The sequence below is a fragment of the Myxacorys almedinensis A genome (assembly GCF_010091945.1).
Taxonomy (GTDB): Bacteria; Cyanobacteriota; Cyanobacteriia; order Leptolyngbyales; family Leptolyngbyaceae; genus Myxacorys; species Myxacorys almedinensis.
The window spans coordinates 65,768-87,240 of the sequence record NZ_WVIE01000014.1; the positions used below are offsets into that span (position 1 = coordinate 65,768).

Annotated in this window: 18 protein-coding genes; 11 read left to right on the forward strand and 7 right to left on the reverse strand. The window is 50.1% G+C overall.

Annotated elements, in window-relative coordinates; genetic code table 11:
* The first annotated feature begins 93 nt into the window (after nucleotides 1–93).
* Together hpxO and uraH are read left to right on the forward strand one after the other, a co-directional pair.
* Complete coding sequence (hpxO, locus tag GS601_RS13225) at nucleotides 94–1,257, forward strand: FAD-dependent urate hydroxylase HpxO (RefSeq protein WP_162423758.1); 1,164 nt, start codon at nucleotides 94–96, stop codon at nucleotides 1,255–1,257.
* A gap of 19 nt (nucleotides 1,258–1,276) precedes the next feature.
* Nucleotides 1,277–1,633: a hydroxyisourate hydrolase gene (gene uraH / locus GS601_RS13230; protein ID WP_162423759.1), complete on the forward strand. Its 357-nt coding sequence runs from the start codon at nucleotides 1,277–1,279 to the stop codon at nucleotides 1,631–1,633.
* 20 nt (nucleotides 1,634–1,653) lie between these two features.
* On the opposite strand, the gene GS601_RS13235 is transcribed toward uraH, so the two are convergent.
* Nucleotides 1,654–2,361 (reverse strand): GntR family transcriptional regulator, encoded by a 708-nt coding sequence (locus GS601_RS13235; RefSeq protein WP_202925071.1) that lies wholly within the window; start codon nucleotides 2,359–2,361, stop codon nucleotides 1,654–1,656.
* 540 nt (nucleotides 2,362–2,901) lie between these two features.
* Here GS601_RS13235 and GS601_RS13240 point away from each other — a divergent pair.
* The gene (locus GS601_RS13240) at nucleotides 2,902–4,887 is read left to right on the forward strand and encodes an iron uptake porin (RefSeq protein WP_238393252.1); all 1,986 of its coding nucleotides are present in this window, start codon (nucleotides 2,902–2,904) and stop codon (nucleotides 4,885–4,887) included.
* 622 nt (nucleotides 4,888–5,509) lie between these two features.
* On the opposite strand, the gene GS601_RS13245 is transcribed toward GS601_RS13240, so the two are convergent.
* Nucleotides 5,510–6,979 (reverse strand): uracil-xanthine permease family protein, encoded by a 1,470-nt coding sequence (locus tag GS601_RS13245; RefSeq protein WP_162423760.1) that lies wholly within the window; start codon nucleotides 6,977–6,979, stop codon nucleotides 5,510–5,512.
* A 305-nt stretch (nucleotides 6,980–7,284) separates the two neighbouring features.
* Between GS601_RS13245 and GS601_RS13250 the strand changes: the two genes are divergently transcribed.
* The 3 genes from GS601_RS13250 to mnmE are packed head-to-tail and all read left to right on the forward strand — an operon-like array spanning nucleotide 7,285 to nucleotide 10,684.
* Nucleotides 7,285–8,730 (forward strand): protein adenylyltransferase SelO, encoded by a 1,446-nt coding sequence (locus GS601_RS13250; protein ID WP_162423761.1) that lies wholly within the window; start codon nucleotides 7,285–7,287, stop codon nucleotides 8,728–8,730.
* A 14-nt stretch (nucleotides 8,731–8,744) separates the two neighbouring features.
* Nucleotides 8,745–9,317 (forward strand): ribosomal protein S5-alanine N-acetyltransferase, encoded by a 573-nt coding sequence (gene rimJ / locus GS601_RS13255; protein WP_162423762.1) that lies wholly within the window; start codon nucleotides 8,745–8,747, stop codon nucleotides 9,315–9,317.
* Complete coding sequence (gene mnmE, locus GS601_RS13260) at nucleotides 9,314–10,684, forward strand: tRNA uridine-5-carboxymethylaminomethyl(34) synthesis GTPase MnmE (RefSeq protein WP_162423763.1); 1,371 nt, start codon at nucleotides 9,314–9,316, stop codon at nucleotides 10,682–10,684. Before rimJ ends, mnmE begins: the two co-directional genes overlap by 4 nt.
* 4 nt (nucleotides 10,685–10,688) lie before the next feature.
* On the opposite strand, the gene GS601_RS13265 is transcribed toward mnmE, so the two are convergent.
* Together GS601_RS13265 and GS601_RS13270 are read right to left on the reverse strand one after the other, a co-directional pair.
* Nucleotides 10,689–10,853 carry a hypothetical protein gene (locus GS601_RS13265; RefSeq protein ID WP_162423764.1) on the reverse strand — a complete coding sequence of 55 codons (165 nt, stop codon included), beginning with the start codon at nucleotides 10,851–10,853 and terminating at the stop codon, nucleotides 10,689–10,691.
* A gap of 59 nt (nucleotides 10,854–10,912) precedes the next feature.
* The gene (locus tag GS601_RS13270) at nucleotides 10,913–11,104 is read right to left on the reverse strand and encodes a hypothetical protein (protein ID WP_162423765.1); all 192 of its coding nucleotides are present in this window, start codon (nucleotides 11,102–11,104) and stop codon (nucleotides 10,913–10,915) included.
* A gap of 264 nt (nucleotides 11,105–11,368) precedes the next feature.
* Between GS601_RS13270 and GS601_RS13275 the strand changes: the two genes are divergently transcribed.
* A complete protein-coding gene (locus GS601_RS13275; RefSeq protein ID WP_238393253.1) occupies nucleotides 11,369–11,653 on the forward strand; it encodes a hypothetical protein in 285 nt (94 codons plus the stop codon).
* A 179-nt stretch (nucleotides 11,654–11,832) separates the two neighbouring features.
* Here GS601_RS13275 and GS601_RS13280 read toward each other — a convergent pair whose 3' ends face one another.
* Both GS601_RS13280 and GS601_RS13285 read right to left on the reverse strand, forming a co-directional pair.
* Complete coding sequence (locus GS601_RS13280) at nucleotides 11,833–12,264, reverse strand: HHL1-like protein (protein ID WP_162423767.1); 432 nt, start codon at nucleotides 12,262–12,264, stop codon at nucleotides 11,833–11,835.
* 146 nt (nucleotides 12,265–12,410) lie between these two features.
* Nucleotides 12,411–15,317 (reverse strand): glycerol-3-phosphate acyltransferase, encoded by a 2,907-nt coding sequence (locus GS601_RS13285; protein ID WP_162423768.1) that lies wholly within the window; start codon nucleotides 15,315–15,317, stop codon nucleotides 12,411–12,413.
* 175 nt (nucleotides 15,318–15,492) lie between these two features.
* Here GS601_RS13285 and glgA point away from each other — a divergent pair, with 175 nt between their 5' ends.
* The 3 genes from glgA to GS601_RS13300 all read left to right on the forward strand — a co-directional run bounded on the left by glgA (nucleotide 15,493) and on the right by GS601_RS13300 (nucleotide 18,937).
* Nucleotides 15,493–16,968 carry a glycogen synthase GlgA gene (gene glgA, locus GS601_RS13290; RefSeq protein WP_162423769.1) on the forward strand — a complete coding sequence of 492 codons (1,476 nt, stop codon included), beginning with the start codon at nucleotides 15,493–15,495 and terminating at the stop codon, nucleotides 16,966–16,968.
* A gap of 1 nt (nucleotide 16,969) precedes the next feature.
* On the forward strand, nucleotides 16,970–17,806 hold the full coding sequence (locus GS601_RS13295; RefSeq protein ID WP_162423770.1) for a tetratricopeptide repeat protein: 837 nt from the start codon (nucleotides 16,970–16,972) through the stop codon (nucleotides 17,804–17,806).
* A 171-nt stretch (nucleotides 17,807–17,977) separates the two neighbouring features.
* Entirely contained in the window at nucleotides 17,978–18,937 is a 960-nt protein-coding gene (locus tag GS601_RS13300; protein WP_162423771.1) for a M48 family metallopeptidase, read from the forward strand.
* 58 nt (nucleotides 18,938–18,995) lie between these two features.
* Here GS601_RS13300 and GS601_RS13305 read toward each other — a convergent pair whose 3' ends face one another.
* The gene (locus GS601_RS13305; RefSeq protein WP_162423772.1) at nucleotides 18,996–19,475 is read right to left on the reverse strand and encodes a hypothetical protein; all 480 of its coding nucleotides are present in this window, start codon (nucleotides 19,473–19,475) and stop codon (nucleotides 18,996–18,998) included.
* Between the two features lie 217 nt (nucleotides 19,476–19,692).
* Between GS601_RS13305 and GS601_RS13310 the strand changes: the two genes are divergently transcribed.
* On the forward strand, nucleotides 19,693–21,345 hold the full coding sequence (locus tag GS601_RS13310; RefSeq protein WP_162423773.1) for an ABC1 kinase family protein: 1,653 nt from the start codon (nucleotides 19,693–19,695) through the stop codon (nucleotides 21,343–21,345).
* The last annotated feature ends 128 nt before the right edge of the window (nucleotides 21,346–21,473 follow it).

A 21,473-nucleotide genomic window follows, 5' to 3' on the forward strand; every position in this document is an offset into this window, starting at 1 on the left:
GTGTGCTGTATACAGTCGTAAAAGCTTAGGCTCAAGGCTTTGCATTGTTTGAAGCTGCATTGTTTGAAGCTAGAGAGGCAAATCAAATCTATCATGCACAATTTAAACGCGATCGTAGTCGGCGCAGGCATGGGTGGCTTAACGGCTGGAATTGCCTTGCAGCAGGCGGGATACACCGTTGAACTGTACGATCGAGTGAAACAACTTCGCCCCGCCGGAGCCGCGATTTCTCTGTGGTCAAACGGAGTCAAAGTGCTAAACCGCTTGGGGCTCGGCAAAGCAGTTGCAGACATTGGCGGACAGATGGATCGGATGGCATACTACAGTTCTACCGGGGAGACGCTGACCGAATTTAGCTTGCAGCCGCTCATTCAGGATGTTGGGCAGCGCCCCTACCCGATGGCTCGCACCGATCTCCAAGCGTTGCTGCTCAACCGGTTTGGAGCCGAGCATCTTCGCCTCGACTCAACCTGCGTTGGCATCGAGCAAGATGAACACAGCGTGACGGCAATCTTTGAAGACGGGCACAGAGCGACAGGCGATGTGTTGATTGCTGCCGATGGGACGCGATCGCGCCTACGAAGCGAGGTCTTGGGCGCACCGATCGAGCGAAACTACGTTGGATATGTTAACTGGAATGGCTTAGTAGATGCCCGTGAAGACCTGGCTCCTAAAGATAGCTGGGTGACTTATGTTGGCGATCACAAGCGCGCATCAATCATGCCCATTGGCGGCGATCGCTTCTACTTTTTCTTCGACGTTCCGCTGCCGAAAGGCACTGCCAGCCAACCTGACCTCTACCGGGAAGAGCTATCCCAGTTTTTTAAGGGATGGGCATCGCCGGTGCAACTGCTCATTCAGCGGCTTGATCCGCAAACCACAAACCGGATCGAGATTCATGATATTGACCCGTTACCCAGGCTAATACGGGGGCGGGTTGCCCTAATCGGAGATGCTGCCCATGGAACGGCTCCAGATTTAGGGCAGGGCGGCTGTCAAGCCATGGAAGATGCGCTGGTGCTGACCAACTATTTGCAAACGACGAACATCAGCGTTGAAGATGCACTGAGCCGGTATCAAACGGCTCGCCTCGATCGCGTGGCTGACATCATTAAGCGAGCGCGGAAACGATCGGACGTGACCCATGGCAAAAACCCTGAAACCACAAAACAGTGGTATGCCAACCTCAAACACGAAGATGGCAGGGATATTATGAGCGCGATCGCACACACCATTTTATCAGGACCGTTGAACTAGTTGACCTAAAGGAGCCAGCATGGGAACGCTTACCACTCACGTTTTAGACACGGCGAAGGGATGCCCTGCCGCCAACATGCAGATAGAACTGTGGGCGATCGATGGGAAAACTCATCAGAAAATGCTGCTGAAAACGCTCACTACAAATGGTGATGGACGCACCGATCAGCCTCTGTTGAGTGATGGTGACCTGAAGATGGGCATCTACGAACTGGTCTTTGGCGTGGGCGATTATTTTGCCCAAAGCAGCGATGCTCAAACGATGCCATTTCTCAATCGGGTTCCGATTCAGTTTGGCATTGGCGATCGCAACGCCCACTACCATGTCCCACTGCTCACCTCGCCTTGGGCATACAGCACCTACCGAGGTAGCTAAAGCATTTTCGCGATCGCACTTTAAGAATGCGCCGCAGAGATTTGCTGCTGGAGTTGTTCGAGTTCGCGTACAACTCGCGCTTGGCTGGCAATCAGATGCGCTTTGGTCATGGCAACTGCTTTCTGGGCATCCCGACCCGCGATCGCATCATACACCTGACGATGCTCTAACCGAATTTCTAACACCGCCGGATTGTTGTGCATAGTTTGGATGCGGAGCAGCATCATTTTATCGAAGAGTTGATCAAGCAGCGACACCAGCCACTCGTTTCTAGAGGCTTGGGCGATCGCCCGGTGAAACTGATAGTCTACATCGAGCAACTGAGCGTTGGTTAATTTGGTCGGCTTGGCACTCAGCAGTTTTTCTGCTTTTTGAATCAGGGCGCTGATCTGTTTTAGCTGATCGTCGGTTGCATAGCGACACGCTTCACTCACCGAGACTTGCTCCAGCGCAATTCGGCATTCATAAAGCTGCATCGCATCTGTGCTCGTAAACAAGGCTACTCGCATGACACCGTGGGCATCGATCACAGCAAGATTTGATTGCTGTAACTGCCTCAGCGCTTCTCGAATCGGTGTACGGCTAACCTGCAACATCTGAGCAAGCTGTGTTTCCACAAGCCGTTGCCCAGGAAACAAGGTGCCCGACAAAATCGAGGTGCGGAGGGCTTGGTAAGCCTGTTCTTGGAGAGACTGCGATCGCTGCAAAGACTGCGGGGTTAACGTCAAGCCGATTTGTCCTCTAACTAAAGTCTAAATTGGAGTCTAAAGGTGGGTTTAAGGTCGCCAAACAGATCAATCTATAGAGATGATTGTGATGGACATTACAATTTTGATTTAACTTTTGCTGTATACAAAATACGTGTCTAAATTATATTGTGCCTTGCCCGTTAGCGATTATGAACTTATATCTGTCAATCTGTCAGCCATTTCTTCGACCGTTTCTCCAACACATGTGGAGATCATAACAACTGCCAATTTACATTATCGATTGTTGTGGATTTGCTCTAGAAAACGACTCGCCCTGCATCGCTCTAAAACAACCTATCACTCTCAAACTCCTGGTGCTAAAGATACAGATGTCTAGCGAAGTGAAGATTAATAGGTGGCACATTGAAGACAGAACGCAGGCTAACAAAATTTAAAGGCATTCAGCTAGAGGGTTTCAAGTAGGTTCTTTTTGCCCAAATTCATTGGGGTAAAGCTGGCATACCTACGGCTAAACCAAACCCTTTCTTGTCATCGTCTCAAAACAAAAGTGTGAGGATCATGTTGAACCTTAAAGCAATGCGGAGTCTGATTCTAACGACTCCAGTTTGGTTATGGGCAGGCTTTGTCATGCCCCACAAAGCCACGGCAGACGTTCATCAACCGCTCTCGAAACCATCCGTAGGAATCGTAGCAACAACGTCCCCTGTTTCTACTACAGAACTTGTAAGTAAATTGGATGCACAGGTTACAGATAGCCAATTTACAAATCATGAATTGCTGAAAGAGTCGCAAAAAATAGCGCAATTGCCATCGCCAGAAGATGCGCCTTTTCCATCACCCGAATCAACGCCAACACACAGGATGGCGGAAGACTACCAAAGTAGCCTTAATGTTACTGGCATGTCAGCCGATGCCCCTGTTGATGAACGTTCGGAAATGTCTCAAGTGACCTCAGTCTCGCAGTTGGGAGATGTCAGACCAACCGATTGGGCATTTCAGGCGCTACAATCTCTCGTCGAGCGCTATGGCTGCATTGCGGGATATCCTGATCGTACCTATCGTGGAAATCGGGCACTGACCCGCTACGAGTTTGCTGCTGGGCTAAACGCTTGCCTTGATCGGGTAAATGAACTGATCGCGGCTTCTACTGCCGATTTAGTCAAAAAAGAAGACTTGGCAACCCTGCAAAAACTGCAAGAAGAATTTGCCGCAGAACTGGCAACCCTGCGCGGGCGAGTCGATGCTCTTGAAGCTCGAACAACGACCCTTGAGCGACAGCAATTTTCTACAACCACGAAACTGAGCGGGCAACTGTGGGTTAACCTTACCGGTGCCTTTACATCGGGTGATGTGACGACAGAGCGATCGCTAGCTCAGCCAAACAACCCCAACCTTCCGCCCAGCCGTGGCATCACTGGCATTCCTTCTCGCGTTCAGCGCCGCGAACCCAACATCACCCTCAGCAATTACCTGTTCTTAACGCTCAACACCTCGTTTACGGGCAAAGATTCGCTAATTACGCAACTGGTGGCTGGAAATGCAAGCTCTCCAGCTAACCAGCTTATATCGGCTGGCTTTTTCAACAGTTGGGGCACCCCCTTTACCGATCAAACCGGCACCCCGCAAGCTGGCTCAAATGCCGTTTACCTGCGAGAGTTGTCCTACACCTTTCCGCTAAACGACAGTATTCGGGTTGCGGTGGGCCCTCGCTTGAATGTTTACAAATACTTTGACGGCAATCGATTTACTAACTTTCTGACTGGGGCAGGAAGCTTTAACTCTAGTGGCAGCACCTTGTTCTCGGCAATCGATCGCGGCTCTGGAATTGCTCTAGTTTGGACAATTAGCCCCCAGTTTAAGTTCACGGCTGCCTACCTTGCAGAAAATACAGAATTCTTGAACTCGGCGCTGGGCTTCAACACATCTAGCAACCCAGCGAGAGGGCTGTTTAACAGCACCAACATGGCGATCGGAGAACTGGCATTTGCGCCCTCCAACGCCTTTACCCTGCGGCTCTTGTATGCTCGAAGCAATCTCCGTGCCTACAATGGCTTTATCGGCGGAGCAGTGGGCGAACCCTTGCCCTATGGCTATGCCGATGATGGATTTGGCGGGACGCTGAACGATGCTAGCGCAGATGCGTTTGTTGCCAACTTTGATTGGTTAATTAGCCCCAAGTTTGGTATTTTTGGGCGCTATTCTTATGGCGTCACAGAGATCGATCCGGTGAATGCAGCGCGAGCAAGCGGCGAGGTAAAAGTGCAGGCGTTTCAGCTTGGCTTAGGGTTTCCAGACTTGGGCAAAAAAGGAGCGCTGGGCGTCGTTTCGTTCCTCGTTCCTCACACCTATTTAAGCGGACGTGAGTTTCTCCTTTCTGGTAGAGGCGATGGAGGTAAGCAGTATGAACTGGAGGCATCGTACTACTTCCCGCTAAATAGAAACGTTGCGATCGTACCTTCCTTCTACGCTATCTTTAACCCTAATAACTTTGATAGCAATTCAACGGTGTACATCGGCAATCTCAGAACGCAATTTAGTTTCTAACCGATTTTGACAGCAATTCCTTCAGATGACGCGCTGCTTCCGGCATGGTAAGGCAAGGGAGGGAAGGTACATTTGGAGGAATTACAAATCAAATTGGTAGACGATCTCTCAATCATTTAGCAGCAAACGGATAGAGCAGGAGTCTGTTCTATCTTTTTTGTGAGCAGCCAAGACAATTTGTGTGTTTGTAATCTTGTGTGTTTGTAATCTTGTGTGTTTGTCATCATTTATTTCTAATCGTCTCATCAAGGTAATACCAAATTAATCTGTAAATGCTACAGATGTGCGACCTCCCCCAACCCCTCTTTAGTCAGCTATCCATTAGGCAGAAGTCTTGCAAAGCCAACTAACATGAGGGTTCTAGCGCTGGGTTGCGCTGGGTTAATCAGTCAGGTTTTCCCCGATTCCAACCCCTACGGCTGTGCCGAATTCCGATTCTCTCGATTTCCGCGATCAAATGCTCTAAAGTCAGCGAGATCTTGAATCCTTTGCAGGGTCTGGAACTAGCACAACCCATTTCTAGAACCCGCTTCTGTTCGACATTACATCGGCTTCTGTCTAATGGATAGCCGTAGGCAGGGGGGGCGAGGATCTGTTGCAGTGAAAATCAATTTGGTATAATTTATCTTTTTGGAAAAACTTCAGTTTCGGTTGTTGCCCTAGAAAAAGGGACTAATCTTTCAGACTGAGGTAATACAAGATTCAGCACAAGAGCACAAATCGAGCCAGTGGCAACTCCAGATTCTAAAACACTTTTTACAACGCTAGGAAAATGCTGTAACGCCTCAGGAGCAAACGTCACACCAAGCCCACTCGTTAACGAAACAGCCAGGATAATAAATGCTCGGTTATCAATTTCAACTTCGCGGAGAATGTTGAATCCGGCAACGGTAACGCTACCAAACATCAACATAATAGCTCCGCCAAATACAGATGTTGGAATTGCTAACAGCACTCCGCCCACCCACGGAAATAGACCCAGAAAAGCTAAAATTCCTGCAACATAAAACCCAATATACCGACTGCCAACCCCTGTAAGCTGAATGATGCCATTATTTTGAGCCGGAGTCACAATTGGAAACGTACCGCAAATCGAAGCAATGAGCGAATTGATGCCATCGCCCAAGATACCCCCTTTGAGCCGATGAATATAAACATTTCCTTCAATGGGCTGGTCAGAAACCAGGGATGTAGCAGTGATATCACCCAACGCTTCGAGCGTCAGAACCAGATAAATGATGATGAAAGAAATGAAAGTTGCTCCGTCAAACGCTAAGCCAAATCGGAACGGCATCGGAACATTTAACAAAGGTAAATTGCTAAGGTGGCTAAAGTCTGCAATGCCTAAACCTATAGAAGCTACAAAACCAGTTAGCAACCCAACGATAATCGATCCCATTCTAAGATAGCGGTTGGAACTGGCACTACACCCACCGACGATCGCAAACACCGCGATCGCAAGTGCCCAGTTTTGTAAACTGCCAAACGCGAGGGGGCTATCAGGGTCATGGGCTGCGATCGCAACGGCTGCCCCGCCACCTGCCATATAAAACATACCCACCTTCACCAAGCACAACCCAATCAGCGTGACTGCCGTGCCCGTCACTAGGGGCGTAAAGAGTTTGCTGGTTAAATGCAAAAATCGGCTCAACACGATCGGAACCAGGGAACCGCAAAAACATAGCCCCAAGATCAGCGACAGCGTTTCTTCCGAAGTTTTTCCTTGCTGAAGCGAGGTTGCTGCGATCGCTAAAATTGGAGTCACAAACGCAAAACTCGTTCCTTGAATGCTGAGCAAGCCAGAGCCGATCCCTCTAAACTGGCGCACCTGAATGAACGTACCCAGCCCAGACACAAAGAGCGACATCCCTAAAATGTAGCTGGCGGTGTTGGCATCTAGCCCCAAAGCACCTGCGATCATCAGCCCTGGCGTCACGATGGGAATAAAGATGGCACAGACATGCTGCACTGCGACAAAAAGAGACTCTCTCACCGGAGGGCGATCGTCTAGCCCATACAACAGTTGAGGTTGTTTGGCTACAGTTTGTTTGGCTACAGGGGGCTTGGCGGCGCGGGGGCTGGTCGATGGCATAGAAAATCCTTAATTTGTAGCTTAATTTGCGATGGCTGCGTTCCTGTCCTTGAAATTGGTACAGGAGCAGTTTATCGATATTTGTTTGTTGTTTCTGATACAAAAAACGAGTAATTTGGCACTGGGGTATCAGCGAATGCGGAGCCATCGTTTCATCCTATTTAAGCGGCAATTTTGTATACTGTGTACAAAATCTGGATAATTTATGTCTTAATGAGGATCTCCCATCCCATGAGAAACAGCAATTTCTTACCTGCGAACTGCAAATAAGCTTTAGGATCGAAGAAACTACCTCTTCGCCATTCATGTCTTCGATCGCTAAGCACAATCCGTTACTAGCACTCAACTACGAGCCTGCCTTCGAGCGTTTGGGAAACGATTTTTCTGAGCTTGTGGCGGCGGCAGAGTTTCCGCAGCACATTGTACGATTTCGCAATAACGATGTTGTGGCACAGTTGGGGCTTGACCCGCAAACAGTGAGCGATCAGCACTTTATTGAAGCCTTCGGCAAGTTTCAAGGGCGAGAGCCATTTTTAGCCATGCGCTACCACGGCTACCAGTTTGGGGAATACAATCCAGCGTTGGGGGATGGCAGAGGCTTTTTGTATGGTCAAGTTCGGGGGGGCGGTGCATCGGTAGAGAGCCGCGATCGCGAACTGTATGACTTTGGAACCAAAGGATCGGGAAGAACGCCCTACTCTAGAGGCGGGGATGGGCGGCTGACTCTCAAGGGCGGCGTCAGAGAAGTGTTGGCGGCAGAAATGCTGCATCGGTTGAAGGTTCGGACATCGCGATGCCTGAGTTTGATCGAAACGGGCGAACGGCTCTGGCGAGGAGATGAGCCATCTCCGACGCGATCGTCGGTAATGATTCGATTCAGTCGATCGCACATTCGCTTTGGCACATTTGAGCGGTTAGATCGGCTAAATCGCAAAGATATGATCGCGGTGTTGCTAGATCATGTTATCGACTATTACTATCCACATTTGCTAGAAGATCGCGATCGCTACGCCTTATTTTATTCAGAATTAGTTCGGCGAACGGCAACGCTAGTCGCCCAATGGATGGCGGCTGGATTTTGCCACGCAGTTTTGAATACCGATAATATGTCGATTACAGGAGAAAGTTTTGATTACGGTCCTTACGGGTTTATTCCAAGTTATGATCCAACGTTTACAGCCGCTTATTTCGATTACTATGGGCGCTATAGTTACGCCAATCAACCCTCTATCTGCCGTTGGAATTTAGAGATGTTGCAAGCTCCATTAAAGCGAGTGATTGCATTACCTGATTTAGAAACGAGCCTATCTGCATTCGATCAGTATTACGAAGAAGCGTATCAGCAAAGGATGCTTTACCGATTAGGATTTGATCAGGTAGAAGATTCTATTGCAAAAAAGTTGGTAGTGCTAACCGTTCAGTTTTTAAAGGAATCTCAGGTTGACTATCACGATTTCTTTTGGAAACTGACGGATCAATTTTCACCCCAGTGGCGAGAAAACCCCAGCTATATGTTCAGCGAAGTCACGCTTTCTGACGAGTTTATAAATTTATTGAATCAATGGCGAGAAACATATCATTTAGCCCTAAATCTTGTTGCAGATGATCCTACACAAATCAGCGATCGCTTGCGCCAATATAACTCCGAAGTCGGATTAGTCCGTCCAGAGATTGAGGCAATTTGGGAGCCAATTGTGCAACAAGATGATTGGCAACCTTTCTATGATTTGCTGACTAGAATTCGCTCGTAGAGAGTTCTAAAAGAATGCTAGAACCCCCCGTTTTTGTCACTTCAAGGCTGATTGTTCGGTTGTTGTCTCAACAAGATGTTTCCTCAGTGCTTGAGTACTATAAAGAAAATAGAGCCTTTCTCGAACCCTTTGAACCCGTTCGACCCAGAAACTTTTACATGAAAGATTTTTGGGCACAGCAAATCGAGAAAAGCCTTATTGAGTTTGGGTACGATCGCTCGCTTCGGCTGTTTATATTTAATCAAGAAGAGCCTAAAAAAGTGATTGGGACAGCTAATTTTACGCAAATGGTTCAGGGCGTCTCTTATTCGTGCAGTTTGGGCTATAGTCTTGCTAAAAAAGCTCAGGGAAATGGCTACATGTCGGAAGCGTTGCAGCCGGGAATTCAATATTTGTTTGAGGGGTTAAATTTGCATCGAATTAATGCCAATTATATGCCCCACAATCGGCGGAGTGCGAGTGTGCTAAAAAAGCTAGGATTTGTGATAGAAGGCTATGCTAGAGATTACCTCCTGATTAATGGGAAGTGGGAGGATCATATCTTAACTAGCTTAGTCAATTCCGATTGGAAATCTGATATCCGATGAGAGAAACTATTGCCGCGATCGCAACTGCAATTGTGCCCGAACAGGGCAGCGTTGGCATTGTCAGACTATCTGGCGAAAAAGCTACTGCGATCGCGCAAATCCTGTTTCATGCTCCGGGTCAGCAACCGTGGGACACCCATCGCATTTTATACGGATTTATTCGTCATCCAAAAACACAAACGATTATCGATGAAGCGTTGTTGTTGCTGATGTTTGCCCCGCGATCGTACACTCGCGAAGACGTGGTTGAATTTCACTGTCACGGTGGAATTATGGCAGTTCAGCAAGTCTTACACCTTTGCCTTGAGGAGGGTGCTAAACTAGCCCAACCCGGAGAATTTACGCTGCGAGCATTTCTAAACGGTCGATTAGATCTATCTCAAGCTGAAAGCATTTCAGATTTGGTTGGGGCGCGATCGCAGCAAGCGGCTCAAAGCGCGATCGCAGGGTTGCAAGGCAAATTAGCCGCTCCGATTCGCCACCTCCGAGCTAACTGTTTAGACATTTTGGCAGAGGTTGAAGCCCGGATTGATTTTGAAGACGATCTGCCCCCGTTGGATGAATCTGCCATTCGATCGCAACTAGAACAGGTGCTAGACAATGTGACGCAACTATTGGCAACGGCAGACCGAGGCGAACTGCTGCGGACGGGGCTGAAAGTGGCGATCGTGGGTCGCCCGAATGTTGGAAAATCGAGCCTTTTGAACGCTTGGAGCCGCAGCGATCGCGCGATCGTCACTGCTCTTCCAGGCACGACCCGCGATGTGGTTGAGTCTCAGCTTGTCGTTGGCGGGATTCCAGTGCAAGTTTTGGATACGGCTGGCATTCGCGAAACCGAAGATCAAGTCGAGAAAATTGGCGTAGCGCGATCGCGCTCTGCTGCCCAACGCGCCGATTTGGTGTTGTTGACGATCGACGCACAAGCAGGCTGGACGGTCGCCGATCAAGAAATTTATGACCAGGTAAGTGCCGACCGTCCCTTAATTCTTGTGATCAACAAGATCGATTTAATTGACCCTGCCCACCCTCCTGACTCTCCCCCATTCATCCAAAAAACAGTTCACACCGCCGCCGCTCACCATCACGGCATTGATCAGCTAGAGCAGACGATCTTATCAACCCTCCAAACTGGGCAACTTCAAGCAGCTAATCTCGACGTTGCGATTAATCAGCGCCAAGCGGCTGCCTTGACCAACGCAAAAATAGCGCTTCAACAAGTGCAAGCTACGATCGCAGATCAACTCCCCTTAGATTTTTGGACGATCGATCTAAGAATGGCCATTCAGTCTCTCAGTGAAATTTTGGGTGAAGATGTGACCGAATCGGTTTTAAATCGAATTTTCAGCCGATTTTGTATTGGGAAATAGGGTTTTAGTAGTGCCGTTCTAAAATCAAAACCCGCTCCCAAACCGCCGGAAAAACAAGCGCTGTGATGGCTACAGGCTGCCTCATAGCATGCCTCATAGCATATAGCAGGTATAGCGATTGTTCGGATATGCCGCTCAGCGCGATCGCACCTAAGCCTATCTCAGCCAAAGCGATGAAAGCGAAATCGGCGGAGCGCTGACTATACGCTAACTATAAGTCTACGCTAACTATAAGTCTATGGGCGATGCAGAGCATGGAACTCCCCAAGATGCAGCCAACACGTCTGCCCAGTCTGCGGTTGGGTCAATTTCTTCTAAACTCGTAAAAGCATCGATCGCGCCTGCAACCTCAAGATCAGGTTCAATTTCGTGCTGAGGCGCGTTGCCCTCTAAAAACAGATGACTGAGATCAAAGCTCATAAGCTATACCGTTGGCAATAATAAGGTGCTAGACCAAGACTCTAGACGATCGGCACTCTCAAGACTTGGTAGGTGAGAAACGAAAAAGCACTAAACCGGAAACAAAAGGCTAAATATCGTGCCGACCCCGATTTCGCTGGTTACCGATATCTTACCGTTTTGTAAGTCTACAATTCGCGGTTAGAACAACCATTGCAACGATCGGGTAATTGCCCGTGCGGGGGGCAGCATGTCTCAGATGAGCATTGGCGCTTTACGGAGGGAATGCCGCAAACGCCCACCGATCTAATTGACGATCTGATCACGATGGGACTTTACCAACCGCAAGCCCTAGATCTTGCTGACACGCTGACCCAAGTTGAACTCAAAGAAGCCCTATTTTTGCACAATGTTAGCGATGGCTCGCCCGATCGCAAGCGGCTCTGCCAAGAGTTGATCAAAGAAGCGGGGGGGGTTGGATCAGGCATTTGCTGCTGCATTTGGTTCCCAATCGGCTGCTTTTTTTGGCAACACGATTCGCAATCGTGTTCAGCCGTCGCACATTTCTAACTAGAGTTGCTGTAGCAGCCGCGCTGGTAGCGATGAGCAGTTGCGGCAGAGAATCCCCCACTACCCAGGTCTCGTCTACCCCTGCGTCGGGAACGGGCAGCCTAAACCCGGCTGGTTTCGACTAGATAAAGTCGAGTTTGGGCTGGCGCTATTGCTTTGCCGATCCTGAGAACATGAAATTAGTCTTTTTTCTTGAACAGTGAACCCACTTTGTCACCCACTTGTGCGATCGCTTGCTGCACCCCGTTTAACACAGTGGCAGGCGGACGGGTGGCAAGCTCGATCTCTTCATCTTTAAATTCTTTGAGGCGATAACCATAGTCCAAATTGCCCTGATTCTTCCGCAAGATTGGAAATAGCCGAAATGCGCCTTTGAGGAGTTCTTCTTCGTTGCCGTAGATCGCCGCGTTGATCTGACTAGAGCGTTTCACCGCGATCGCGCCTACGGGAAACCACGGCTTTTTATCTTTGACGCGCATGTAAATCTCATATTCTGGCAGCCCACTCGATTTAAACTCATCGTACTGCTTCGAGGCTTGGTCTCGCTTTGAGGTGCCCTGAGACTGCTTTTTTTCTTTATGAACTTTCTTTCCAAATCCGGGAGTCGTCATGGCGGTGCAGGCGGTATTATTAACCCATTGCTATTAACAAAAGTTTACGACATTTTCAGAAAAATCGAGCATTTTTGCAGCAGTTTCTCATCTGCGGAGCCTCTGCAAGGTCGAAGGAGTTGAGGCGGGGTGATGGGGCACTGGGGCTACAAAATTTCAACTGTGCCACGTTGCCCATCGATTCGCACCTGTTGCCCGTCGCGCAGGAGACTGGTGGCGTTGGGAATATCCATCACAGCGGGGATGCGGTATTCCCGCGCGACGATCGCCCCGTGGGAAAGCCTGCCGCCTGCTTCTGAGATCAATCCGCCGACCTGTGCCAAAATTGCCGCCCAGCCCGAATCGGTGTAGGGAACGACCAAAATCGTATCGCGATCAAGGCGAACTGCGGCAGAGAGCGATCGCAGGATTTGAATGCGTCCTTCTCTCTGCCCTGGGCTGGCACCAATGCCTTGCAGGGTTTCGGAGGCTTGCCACGTTTCGAGCTTTGGTGCGGGCGGGTCGTCTCCATAGACCAACTGTGGAACTTGGGCGAGGTGGCGATCGTGCTCAAAGCGATCGCGGCGGTGCTCAATCTCACGAGAGCCGATGGAAGCAGGCTCTGCGTCGATGGCATGTCGAACCTCGTCGTAGGTGAGAAAGAAAATATCACCCGGTCGCTCTAGCACCCCAGATTGCAACCAGTGCTGTTCTAGCGCCACAAAACTCCAGCGCAACTCAGCCAACAACCGGCTGTACACTTCCGTCACCCGTCCTTTTAGATCGACTCGACGTTGTACCCGCGATTTTTGCCGGGGCACACTTTGCCCGGATCGCGGCGTGGGCGTCTGCGATCGCTCGGTAGGATTGAGGTAAAACTGAGCAAACACTGCCCTGAGCGGCGTTGGATCTTCTCTCCAAGTGGGGACGGCGATATCCGTTCCAACTTCGCTCAAGTAGCCATATTGCTCTAGAAACGCCTCAAATTTGCCCAACACCTGCTGCCCTTGGGGCGTCTGTTCTAGCTGTTGAAACAGATGAGCCGCGTCCATGGTTTCTGTGTTGAGGGCGGTTGCGCTGTCGAGTGCTCTGGCACAGGTGGCAATGTCTTGCAGCGATCGCAGTGCCGCAACTTCCGGCGTTCGGCTATTATCAATCTCGTCTTCTGCAACTTTAAACATCGACGCTCGTAACGCTGCGCTTAGCGGTGCAAGGATACTGTAATAAGTCGCCCGTTTGAGCAGATCTAAAATAGTGTCGATTCGCTTCAACACATCTAAGGGAGAAAGTTCTGTTGTAGGATAGGTTGCAAATTGTGTTAATGCAGGCGAAAAATAGTGTTGTGCTTCTTGTTGAAAATCTTTCTCTAATCTCAATTCTCGACCAATTAACTTTAGCAATCCTGGAATATTTTTCAGCGTTGAGAATAGCGGCGGTTTACTGAACGCTGCGCCCCGAGTTAAAAATTCTAAACTCTCTGGTGGCAGCCCCATTCGCAGAAATGTTTGCCCCAACAACGTGGCATTAAAGTAGGCATGAGAATAATGGAGAGTGGCGGTTTCGTTGAAATCTAGTCCCTGCGATCGCACGCCCAAAACCAGCGCAAACAACCTTCCCCAAACGCCGCAGGTTAACGGACGATTGATCGACCACGTTAACGGACGAATTGCCCCCGGAATCACTTCGGCGGCGATCTTACGAGTCCAAATTGGCAGTAAGGTTGTGATCGGTCGCGATTGCAGCAGCCACAGCGTTTGCCCGTCATAACTCCACTCGATATCTTGAGGAATGCCGTGATAGTGCTGTTCTAGATGTCGAGCTAGATACGCCACCTGCTGAATTAATCGCGGCGGCACGTTTCCCCGCCCTTGCACTTCTAGGGTTTGCTCGTCGGGCAGCCTCCAATCTGAAGCTAGCGCCCCAGACACCAAGACTTGATAGCTTTCTGGCGTCACTTGCCCCGATACCACGCGATCGGCGCTTCCCGGTAACGCTTCGATCACCACGGCATCGCCTTGACGAGCGATCGGATCGCGGCTAAAGGCAACCCCTGAGAACACGCCCCGAACTTGCTGCTGAATCAGCACCACCATGGACGTGTCAGACATGCCGCGATCGCGGCGATAGTTCACCGCAGCAGGCTGATCGTACGACGCCAAACAGTGGGTAATAGCGGGTAACAACTGCGATCGCTGCGTAATGCCCAACACCGTTTCATACTGTCCGGCTGCCGATGCCAGTTCTGAATCTTCGCCAATCGCTGACGATCGCACCACCAACGGATCTTGCTCCGACGGCTGCAAGCGCTCGATCAACGGCTGTGGGTCATCTCCGGGCAGCAGCACCCACCCCATCGGCACCGGATAGCCCAACAGTTTGAGCCGGGAAAGCGTCGCCGCTTTTTCGCCCACTTTATCGGCGCGCAGCGGTTGGTCGAGGGACAAAATAGCGCGATCGCCGCGAAAAAATTTAAACATGGTTTGTGAATCGGTCTGAGCCGTATTGGGTTGCAGATCAAGATCGTCAGGCATCTGAGTGTAAATCCATCCCATCAGCCCTGCTAGGCAAATAGACGCCCCAATCAAGGCTGAGTCCATATGTCGGGCAGCGGTGATCAGGGGAAACAACATCAGCACTGCAAACCGCCCTAGCTGCCGCTCTCGTAAAATCGTAAATCCAATACCTCCAATTAGAAACGTCAGAAACGCCGTGATCGGATCATGCACAATGTAGCCCCACGTTACATTGGTGGTGCCTGCGCCTTTGCCGATCCAATAGCGCCCAAACACAAGGGCAATCAGCGCAATCAGTTCCCATTCAGGCTGATTCGGGAAGAACGATCGCGCCAACACCACCGCCAGAATTCCCTTTAACGCCTCCGACACCACCGCCAAAATTCCCGCCACTTTTCCGCCGTGGTAGAACGCGGCTGAAACGCTAACATTCTTTGTCCCAATGCGACTCAACCGTTTTCGAGCCAGCGCATAGGTGATCCACTCAATGAGTGGCAGCCCGCCCAAAACCGGGCACAGCACGAAAATTAGCAGAGAACCCCAAACCTGTGTCAGTGTCATGTGCGATCGCTCAATGTCGTTCCTCTTGAAGTCTAGATCGTTCTCCTTAACAGTCTTAATCTTGCGGAAGATTTTAGATCCAGTGCTCTATCCGTCGGGTTCGGCTTGCAAAAGAGAAACCTTCCGTATTGAATGGAAGACGCAAGAAATAAATTTTTGTTAAGCGAGGGTAGAAATGTATATCGTCCAAATCGCCTCGGAATGCGCGCCCGTGATCAAAGCGGGAGGGTTGGGAGATGTCGTTTATGGGCTAAGCCGCGAACTCGAAGCCCAAGGTCACTGCGTCGAGGTTGTCTTACCCAAATACGACTGCATGAGATATGACCACATCTGGGGGCTGCACAGCGCCTACGACGATCTGTTGGTGCCTTGGTTTGGTGGCAAAGTGCATTGCTCTGTTTACTGCGGTTGGGTGCATGGGCAACTGTGCTTCTTTATCGAACCCCACTCTCAGGACAGGTACTTCGATCGCGGCTGCTACTACGGCTGCAACGACGACAACCTGCGCTTTGCTTTTTTTAGCAGAGCCGCCATGGAATTTTTGCAGCAAAGCAACAAACGCCCCGATGTGATTCATTGCCACGATTGGCAGACCGGCTTAGTGCCCGTGCTGCTGTACGAAATCTACAAATACCACGGCATGGAAAACCAGCGGGTCTGCTACACGATTCACAATTTCAAGCACCAAGGCACAGCCGGAACCGAAGTCTTAACAGCCACCAACTTAAACCGCCCAGAATACTACTTTGACTCTGACAAACTGCGGGATAACTTCAACCCGTTTGCCATCAACCTGATGAAAGGCGGCATTGTATACGCCAATTACGTCAACACGGTATCGCCGCACCACGCTTGGGAAGCACGGCACACAGATATCAGCTATGGCTTGGGTTCCACCCTCGATCGCTATCAAGATAAATTTGGCGGCATTCTCAACGGGCTAGACTACACCTTCTGGAACCCAGAGTGCGATCGCTACATTCCGCAGCCCTACAGCAAAGACACCTTTGAGCAGAAACGATACAACACTAAAGCCCTCAGAGAACGTCTTTTACTCCGCAACGAAACAAAGCCAATTGTTTGTTATATCGGGCGTTTAGACGATCAAAAAGGCGTTCATCTTGTGCATCATGCGATGTATTATTCGCTGCATCGAGGCGCGCAGTTTATATTACTTGGATCGGCAACAGAAGCGAAGATTAACGATTGGTTTCATCATGAAAAGAACTTCCTGAATAACAACCCAGATTGCCATATCGAGCTTGGTTTTAATGAAGAATTATCTCATCTAATTTATGCCGGATCAGATCTAATTATTGTTCCTAGCAATTACGAACCGTGTGGTTTGACACAAGTCATTAGCTTGAAGTATGGAACCGTGCCCATTGTGCGGGGGGTCGGAGGATTAGTTAACACTGTTTTCGACCGTGATTACGATCAGAATCATCCGCTAGAAACGAGGAATGGCTATGTATTTTATGAGACTGATACTAACGCTTTAGAGTCAGCATTGGGTCGCGCTTTTGACTTGTGGGGTAGCGATCGCAGCAAATTTGAGAAGCTTGCAATTCAAGGAATGGAGTATGATTATTCTTGGCATGATCCCGCCAAGAATTACACGGCGGTCTACGACCACATTCGACATAGGTAAAATGAAACTCGCACAAGTTGTTCCCGTTGTTTTGTTATCTCTTTTAGTAGTAGGAGTTCCTCAAGTTTTGGGGGCAGAAAGTATCAATCAACTCCTGAAAAAAGGATGGGAGGCAAGAAAAGAAGATCGTTATCTTGAAGCCGAACACGTTTTTAGAAAGGCGATTGAGCTTAACTCGAAAAACCTCAGTGCCCTCACAGGATTAGCAAGCGTTTTGCATGATCAGGGTCAGCTAGATGAGGCAATTGTTTTATATCGACAAGCCGTCCAAGCGGCTCCTGGAAATAGCACTCTTCAGGGCTATTTGGATAAAGCCGTGGCACAACGATCGCAGATCCAAACCGTGCGATCGCACCACATCCGAACCCTGCGATCGCAAATCAAAACCATGAGCGCCAATCGCGATGCCCTAGTCGCCCAACTCAACACCGTTCGCGCCCTGATCCAATCAGCACCCAATAAACCTTGGAGCTACAAAGCCTATGTTGATTTGGGAAATGCGCTCATCTGGCAAAACCAAATCGAAGAGAGCATCGCGATTTCGGCGCGAGAACTGGTTCGCCTTGATCCAACGTTCAACTATGCCAGCGTTATCAGCGACAGTTCCAACGAAGACCAGCGACGAGTAGAAGCGATCGCGCTCTACCAAACCGCTATCCGGCTCAATCCTACGGTGGCAGATGCCTACTTCGGGTTAGGCAATGTGCTGTATCAGCAAAATAAAGTCGATGACGCGATCGCAAACTATCGCAAAGCCAGCCAGCTTAATCCGCGAGATGTCTTTGCCCAAAAGCAACTTGAGAAAGCCCAACGCCGCTTAGGATCGGGGGTTAAATAACTTCGAGAAAGGAAGCAAGCCCTCTAGTTCCCTCTTCCCTAGGAGAGGGATGTTTACTTTTGCGCGTTCCTGCCCTCCAGCTTTTACACCTTAAACTTTTACATCTTAAAAAGGATTGCTATGGAAGTCGAAGGTCTAAAATAAAGAGTCGCTGCCCTATTCCTTTTCCCCATGCCCACCTATCCCGGAATTTCTAGCGCCGCCTTTCGCCACCCGCTAGATTACCAAGCCGAACAAACCCTCCGCAGCGTTCCCGGATTCGATCTCGTAGCCCGAAAATTCATCGAGTTTGTCTACGAGCGTCCGCGCCTGGTGTATCTCACCGGAAACAGCATTCAAGTCGGCGTCCGTCAATATTCCAGCATTTACCAAATCTTTCGGGAATGCTTGCAATCGTTGGATATTGCCTCAGAACCGGCTTTATTCGTCTCTCAAGCCCCCCTAGTCAATGCCTACGCCCTTGGGCAAGAACGCCCCTGCGTCGTCTTAAACACTGCCTTGCTGGATCTGTTGAGCGAAGCAGAATTACGCTCTGTCATTGCCCACGAACTGGGTCACCTCAAATGTGGGCACACCACCCTAACTCAGATGGCAATGTGGGTGAACATGGCGATCGCAGGGTTGGCCGACTTCACCTTCGGACTCAGCAACCTGATCAGCACCGGATTGCTCCTCTCGTTTTATGAATGGCTCCGCAAAGCCGAACTCTCTGCCGATCGGGCGGCGTTGCTAGTGATGGATGACCTCAACCCTGTCCTGTACAGCATGATGCGTTTGGCGGGCGGCAGCCAAAAATATGCCCACGAACTCAGCATTGAAGAATTTGCCAAACAGAGCGATCGCTACCACACTCTCGATCAAGACAATCTCAACCAGGTCTATAAATTCTTTCTTTACAACGACGTGTCGAGCGGCATTTTTCTCACTCATCCCTTCACCGTTGAGCGCGTCCGCTATCTGCAAGAGTGGTCTACCTCACCCGAATTTCAGCAGATTCGCCAAGGCACCTACAGCCGAGCCGGGTCAGAAGGGGCTGTTAACGTAGATGCCCAGCCAGAAGATGCAGTTCATTTGCGGCAGCAAATTGAAGAACTTCAGCAAGAAATTGATCGGCTTAAACGCCCCCAGTAGCAGCAAACCCGATCGTCCTCACCTGCGATCGCGCCTCTTTCTCTCTAAAGAAACAGGATCAGAACGAGCGATCTAACTCGCGCAAAGCTTGGCGAAAGGCTTCAAATCCAGTAGCAGAGCGTAGCTTAAGCGGTTCGGTTGAAAAGATGTAATATACATCCCCCGTATCCGTCACTTCAAAGTCGGCAAAGCACTCTCGTGCCCACTGATCAAGATGCCGCCGCGCGATCGCAGGTTCTAGCCGCGCTGCACTAGCAAACTCAACGAGGGAAATTCGACCTTGATTCAATTGCAGCAAACGGAAGAAGCGATCTTGAATCGAGCGGCGTTTAGCAATCGAACTCATGTAAAGCAGCAGTCCCCCGATCGCAGAGGGCGCTAAGCCAAAAAAGATCAGCAGCGTGTAAAGGATTGCGATCGCCCATCCCGGTGGGTGGCTCAACAGCATCGCCAACACAATGCCGATGGAAACAGTTCCGCCACTTACCAAAAACAAACTGCCTGTCACCTTCCCAGCGACACTCCAGATTCGATTCATAGCCGCATCTCGCTTTCAACCCGATCGATAATCTCACCCTAGCTCGTTTTTCGGCACTTGAGGGGCGGTTATCAGGACGGTTTACCCCCCTGTTTGAGCGCCGATCAGTCCCCCCCTTTCTATCTAGAGAGCAATTTCCCTTTCAGCAAGCCAGATTTAAGCTACGGTGAGGAAGACTGCCGATGACGCGCATCTTGACATCTACACAATTTCTACTATGTTTTCACGCATCGTTCAGACTGGTTCTCGCCAAGGAGAAATCGTTGAAGTTGTGCTCCGCAATGGCTGGGACTACATGCGACGTCTGCTCACCGGCGGCAAAGTAGATGAGCCAAAGCTCCCCCCGCCCAAGGTGCTGCGAAATATTTTGGTAGAGCTAGGTCCGGTGTATGTCAAGTTAGGTCAGTTGCTGAGCACTCGCCCTGATTTGCTCTCCCCTGACTACATTGAGGCGCTGTCTACGCTTCAGGCAGAAGTGCCGCCGGTCGAGTGGGCAGAGATTGAGATTGTCATGCGAAAGCAACTCCACTTACCGCTAGACGAAACCTTTTCAGCCATTCAGTTGCAGCCTGTGGCAGCAGGCTCGATCGCTCAAACTCACCGGGCAACGTTGAAAGATGGTCGTGAGGTGGCGCTGAAGGTGCAGCGTCCGGGCTTGTCGGCAGTGATCGAGCAAGACATTACCTTGATTCGCTTGATTGCCCGACTGGTGGCACAAACCGACTTTGGGCAGTACTACGATATTGTTGCGATCGCAGAAGAATTTACCCAAGCCCTCAGAACCGAACTGGACTTCACCCAAGAAGCCCATTACACCGATCAGCTACGCCAAAACTTGAGCAACACGCGCTGGTTTGACCCCAAACAGATCACCGTTCCAGAGATTTACTGGGAATTTACCAGCGACAAGCTGATCGTCATGGAATGGCTCGATGGCGTTCCCCTGCTGGCTGCCACGTTTGCCAATCCCGCCTTTGAGGGTGATAGCGATCGCGAACGGGAAGAAATTTCTACCCTGCTGCTGCGGGCGTTCTTTCAGCAGATTTGCTTAGATGGCTTCTTTCATGCCGATCCTCATCCTGGCAACTTGTTTTATCTGCGCGATGGGCGAGTAGCGCTGTTTGACTGCGGCATGGTCGGGCGCATCGACCCCCGCACGCAGCAGATTTTGTTGGAATTGGTGCTAGCGATCGTCAATCTCGATGCTCAGCGCTGCACTCAACTCGTTTTGCAACTTGCGCCCTCGGTTAACCCGATCAACCGCGTCAAACTCCAAACCGAATTTGATCAGTTACTCCGCCGCTACTACAGCTTAAATATTACTCAAGTCAACTTCAGCAAGCTGGTGTATGAAGTGCTGCAAGTGGCGCGCAATAATAAGATCCGGATTCCCGGAAATTTGGGACTGTGCGCCAAAGCGATCGCCAATCTAGAAGGCATTGCGCGATCGCTTGATCCAAACTTCAACATTCCAAACAAGCTCCGCCCGATGATGACCGAAGTGTTTCAGCGCCAAATCGTGGGCGAAGCCCCGCTCGTTGCCTTGCTGCGAACTGCGTTGGATCTCAAGAATCTGTCTCTCCAATCTCCCCGCCAAGTGGAATTGTTGCTCGATCGCGTCACGTCTGAAACCCTGCAATGGAATCTGTCTGTGCGAGAAGTTGAGCCGCTCCGCCGCACCCTAGATTCGTCGGCAAATCGCCTGTCGTTTAGCGTGGTTGTCGGCGCGTTGATTATTGGAGCGGCAATCATTTCTGCCAATACTCAATCGAGCCAAGTGTATTGGGTGAGCGATGTGTTGTTTGCGGCAGCAAGCTTCCTTGGGCTGTGGCTAATCGTCAGCATTCTGCGATCGGGACAACTTAAATGATTTGGGCAGTGCTGCATATTGTACGGAAACCATAAAGTTGAAAACTGAACCCTAAACGAGGTGATGGAGAAGGAAGAATTGCACGACCCAATAGCATTCGAGAATAGGGATATTCAACAAGTAAACTT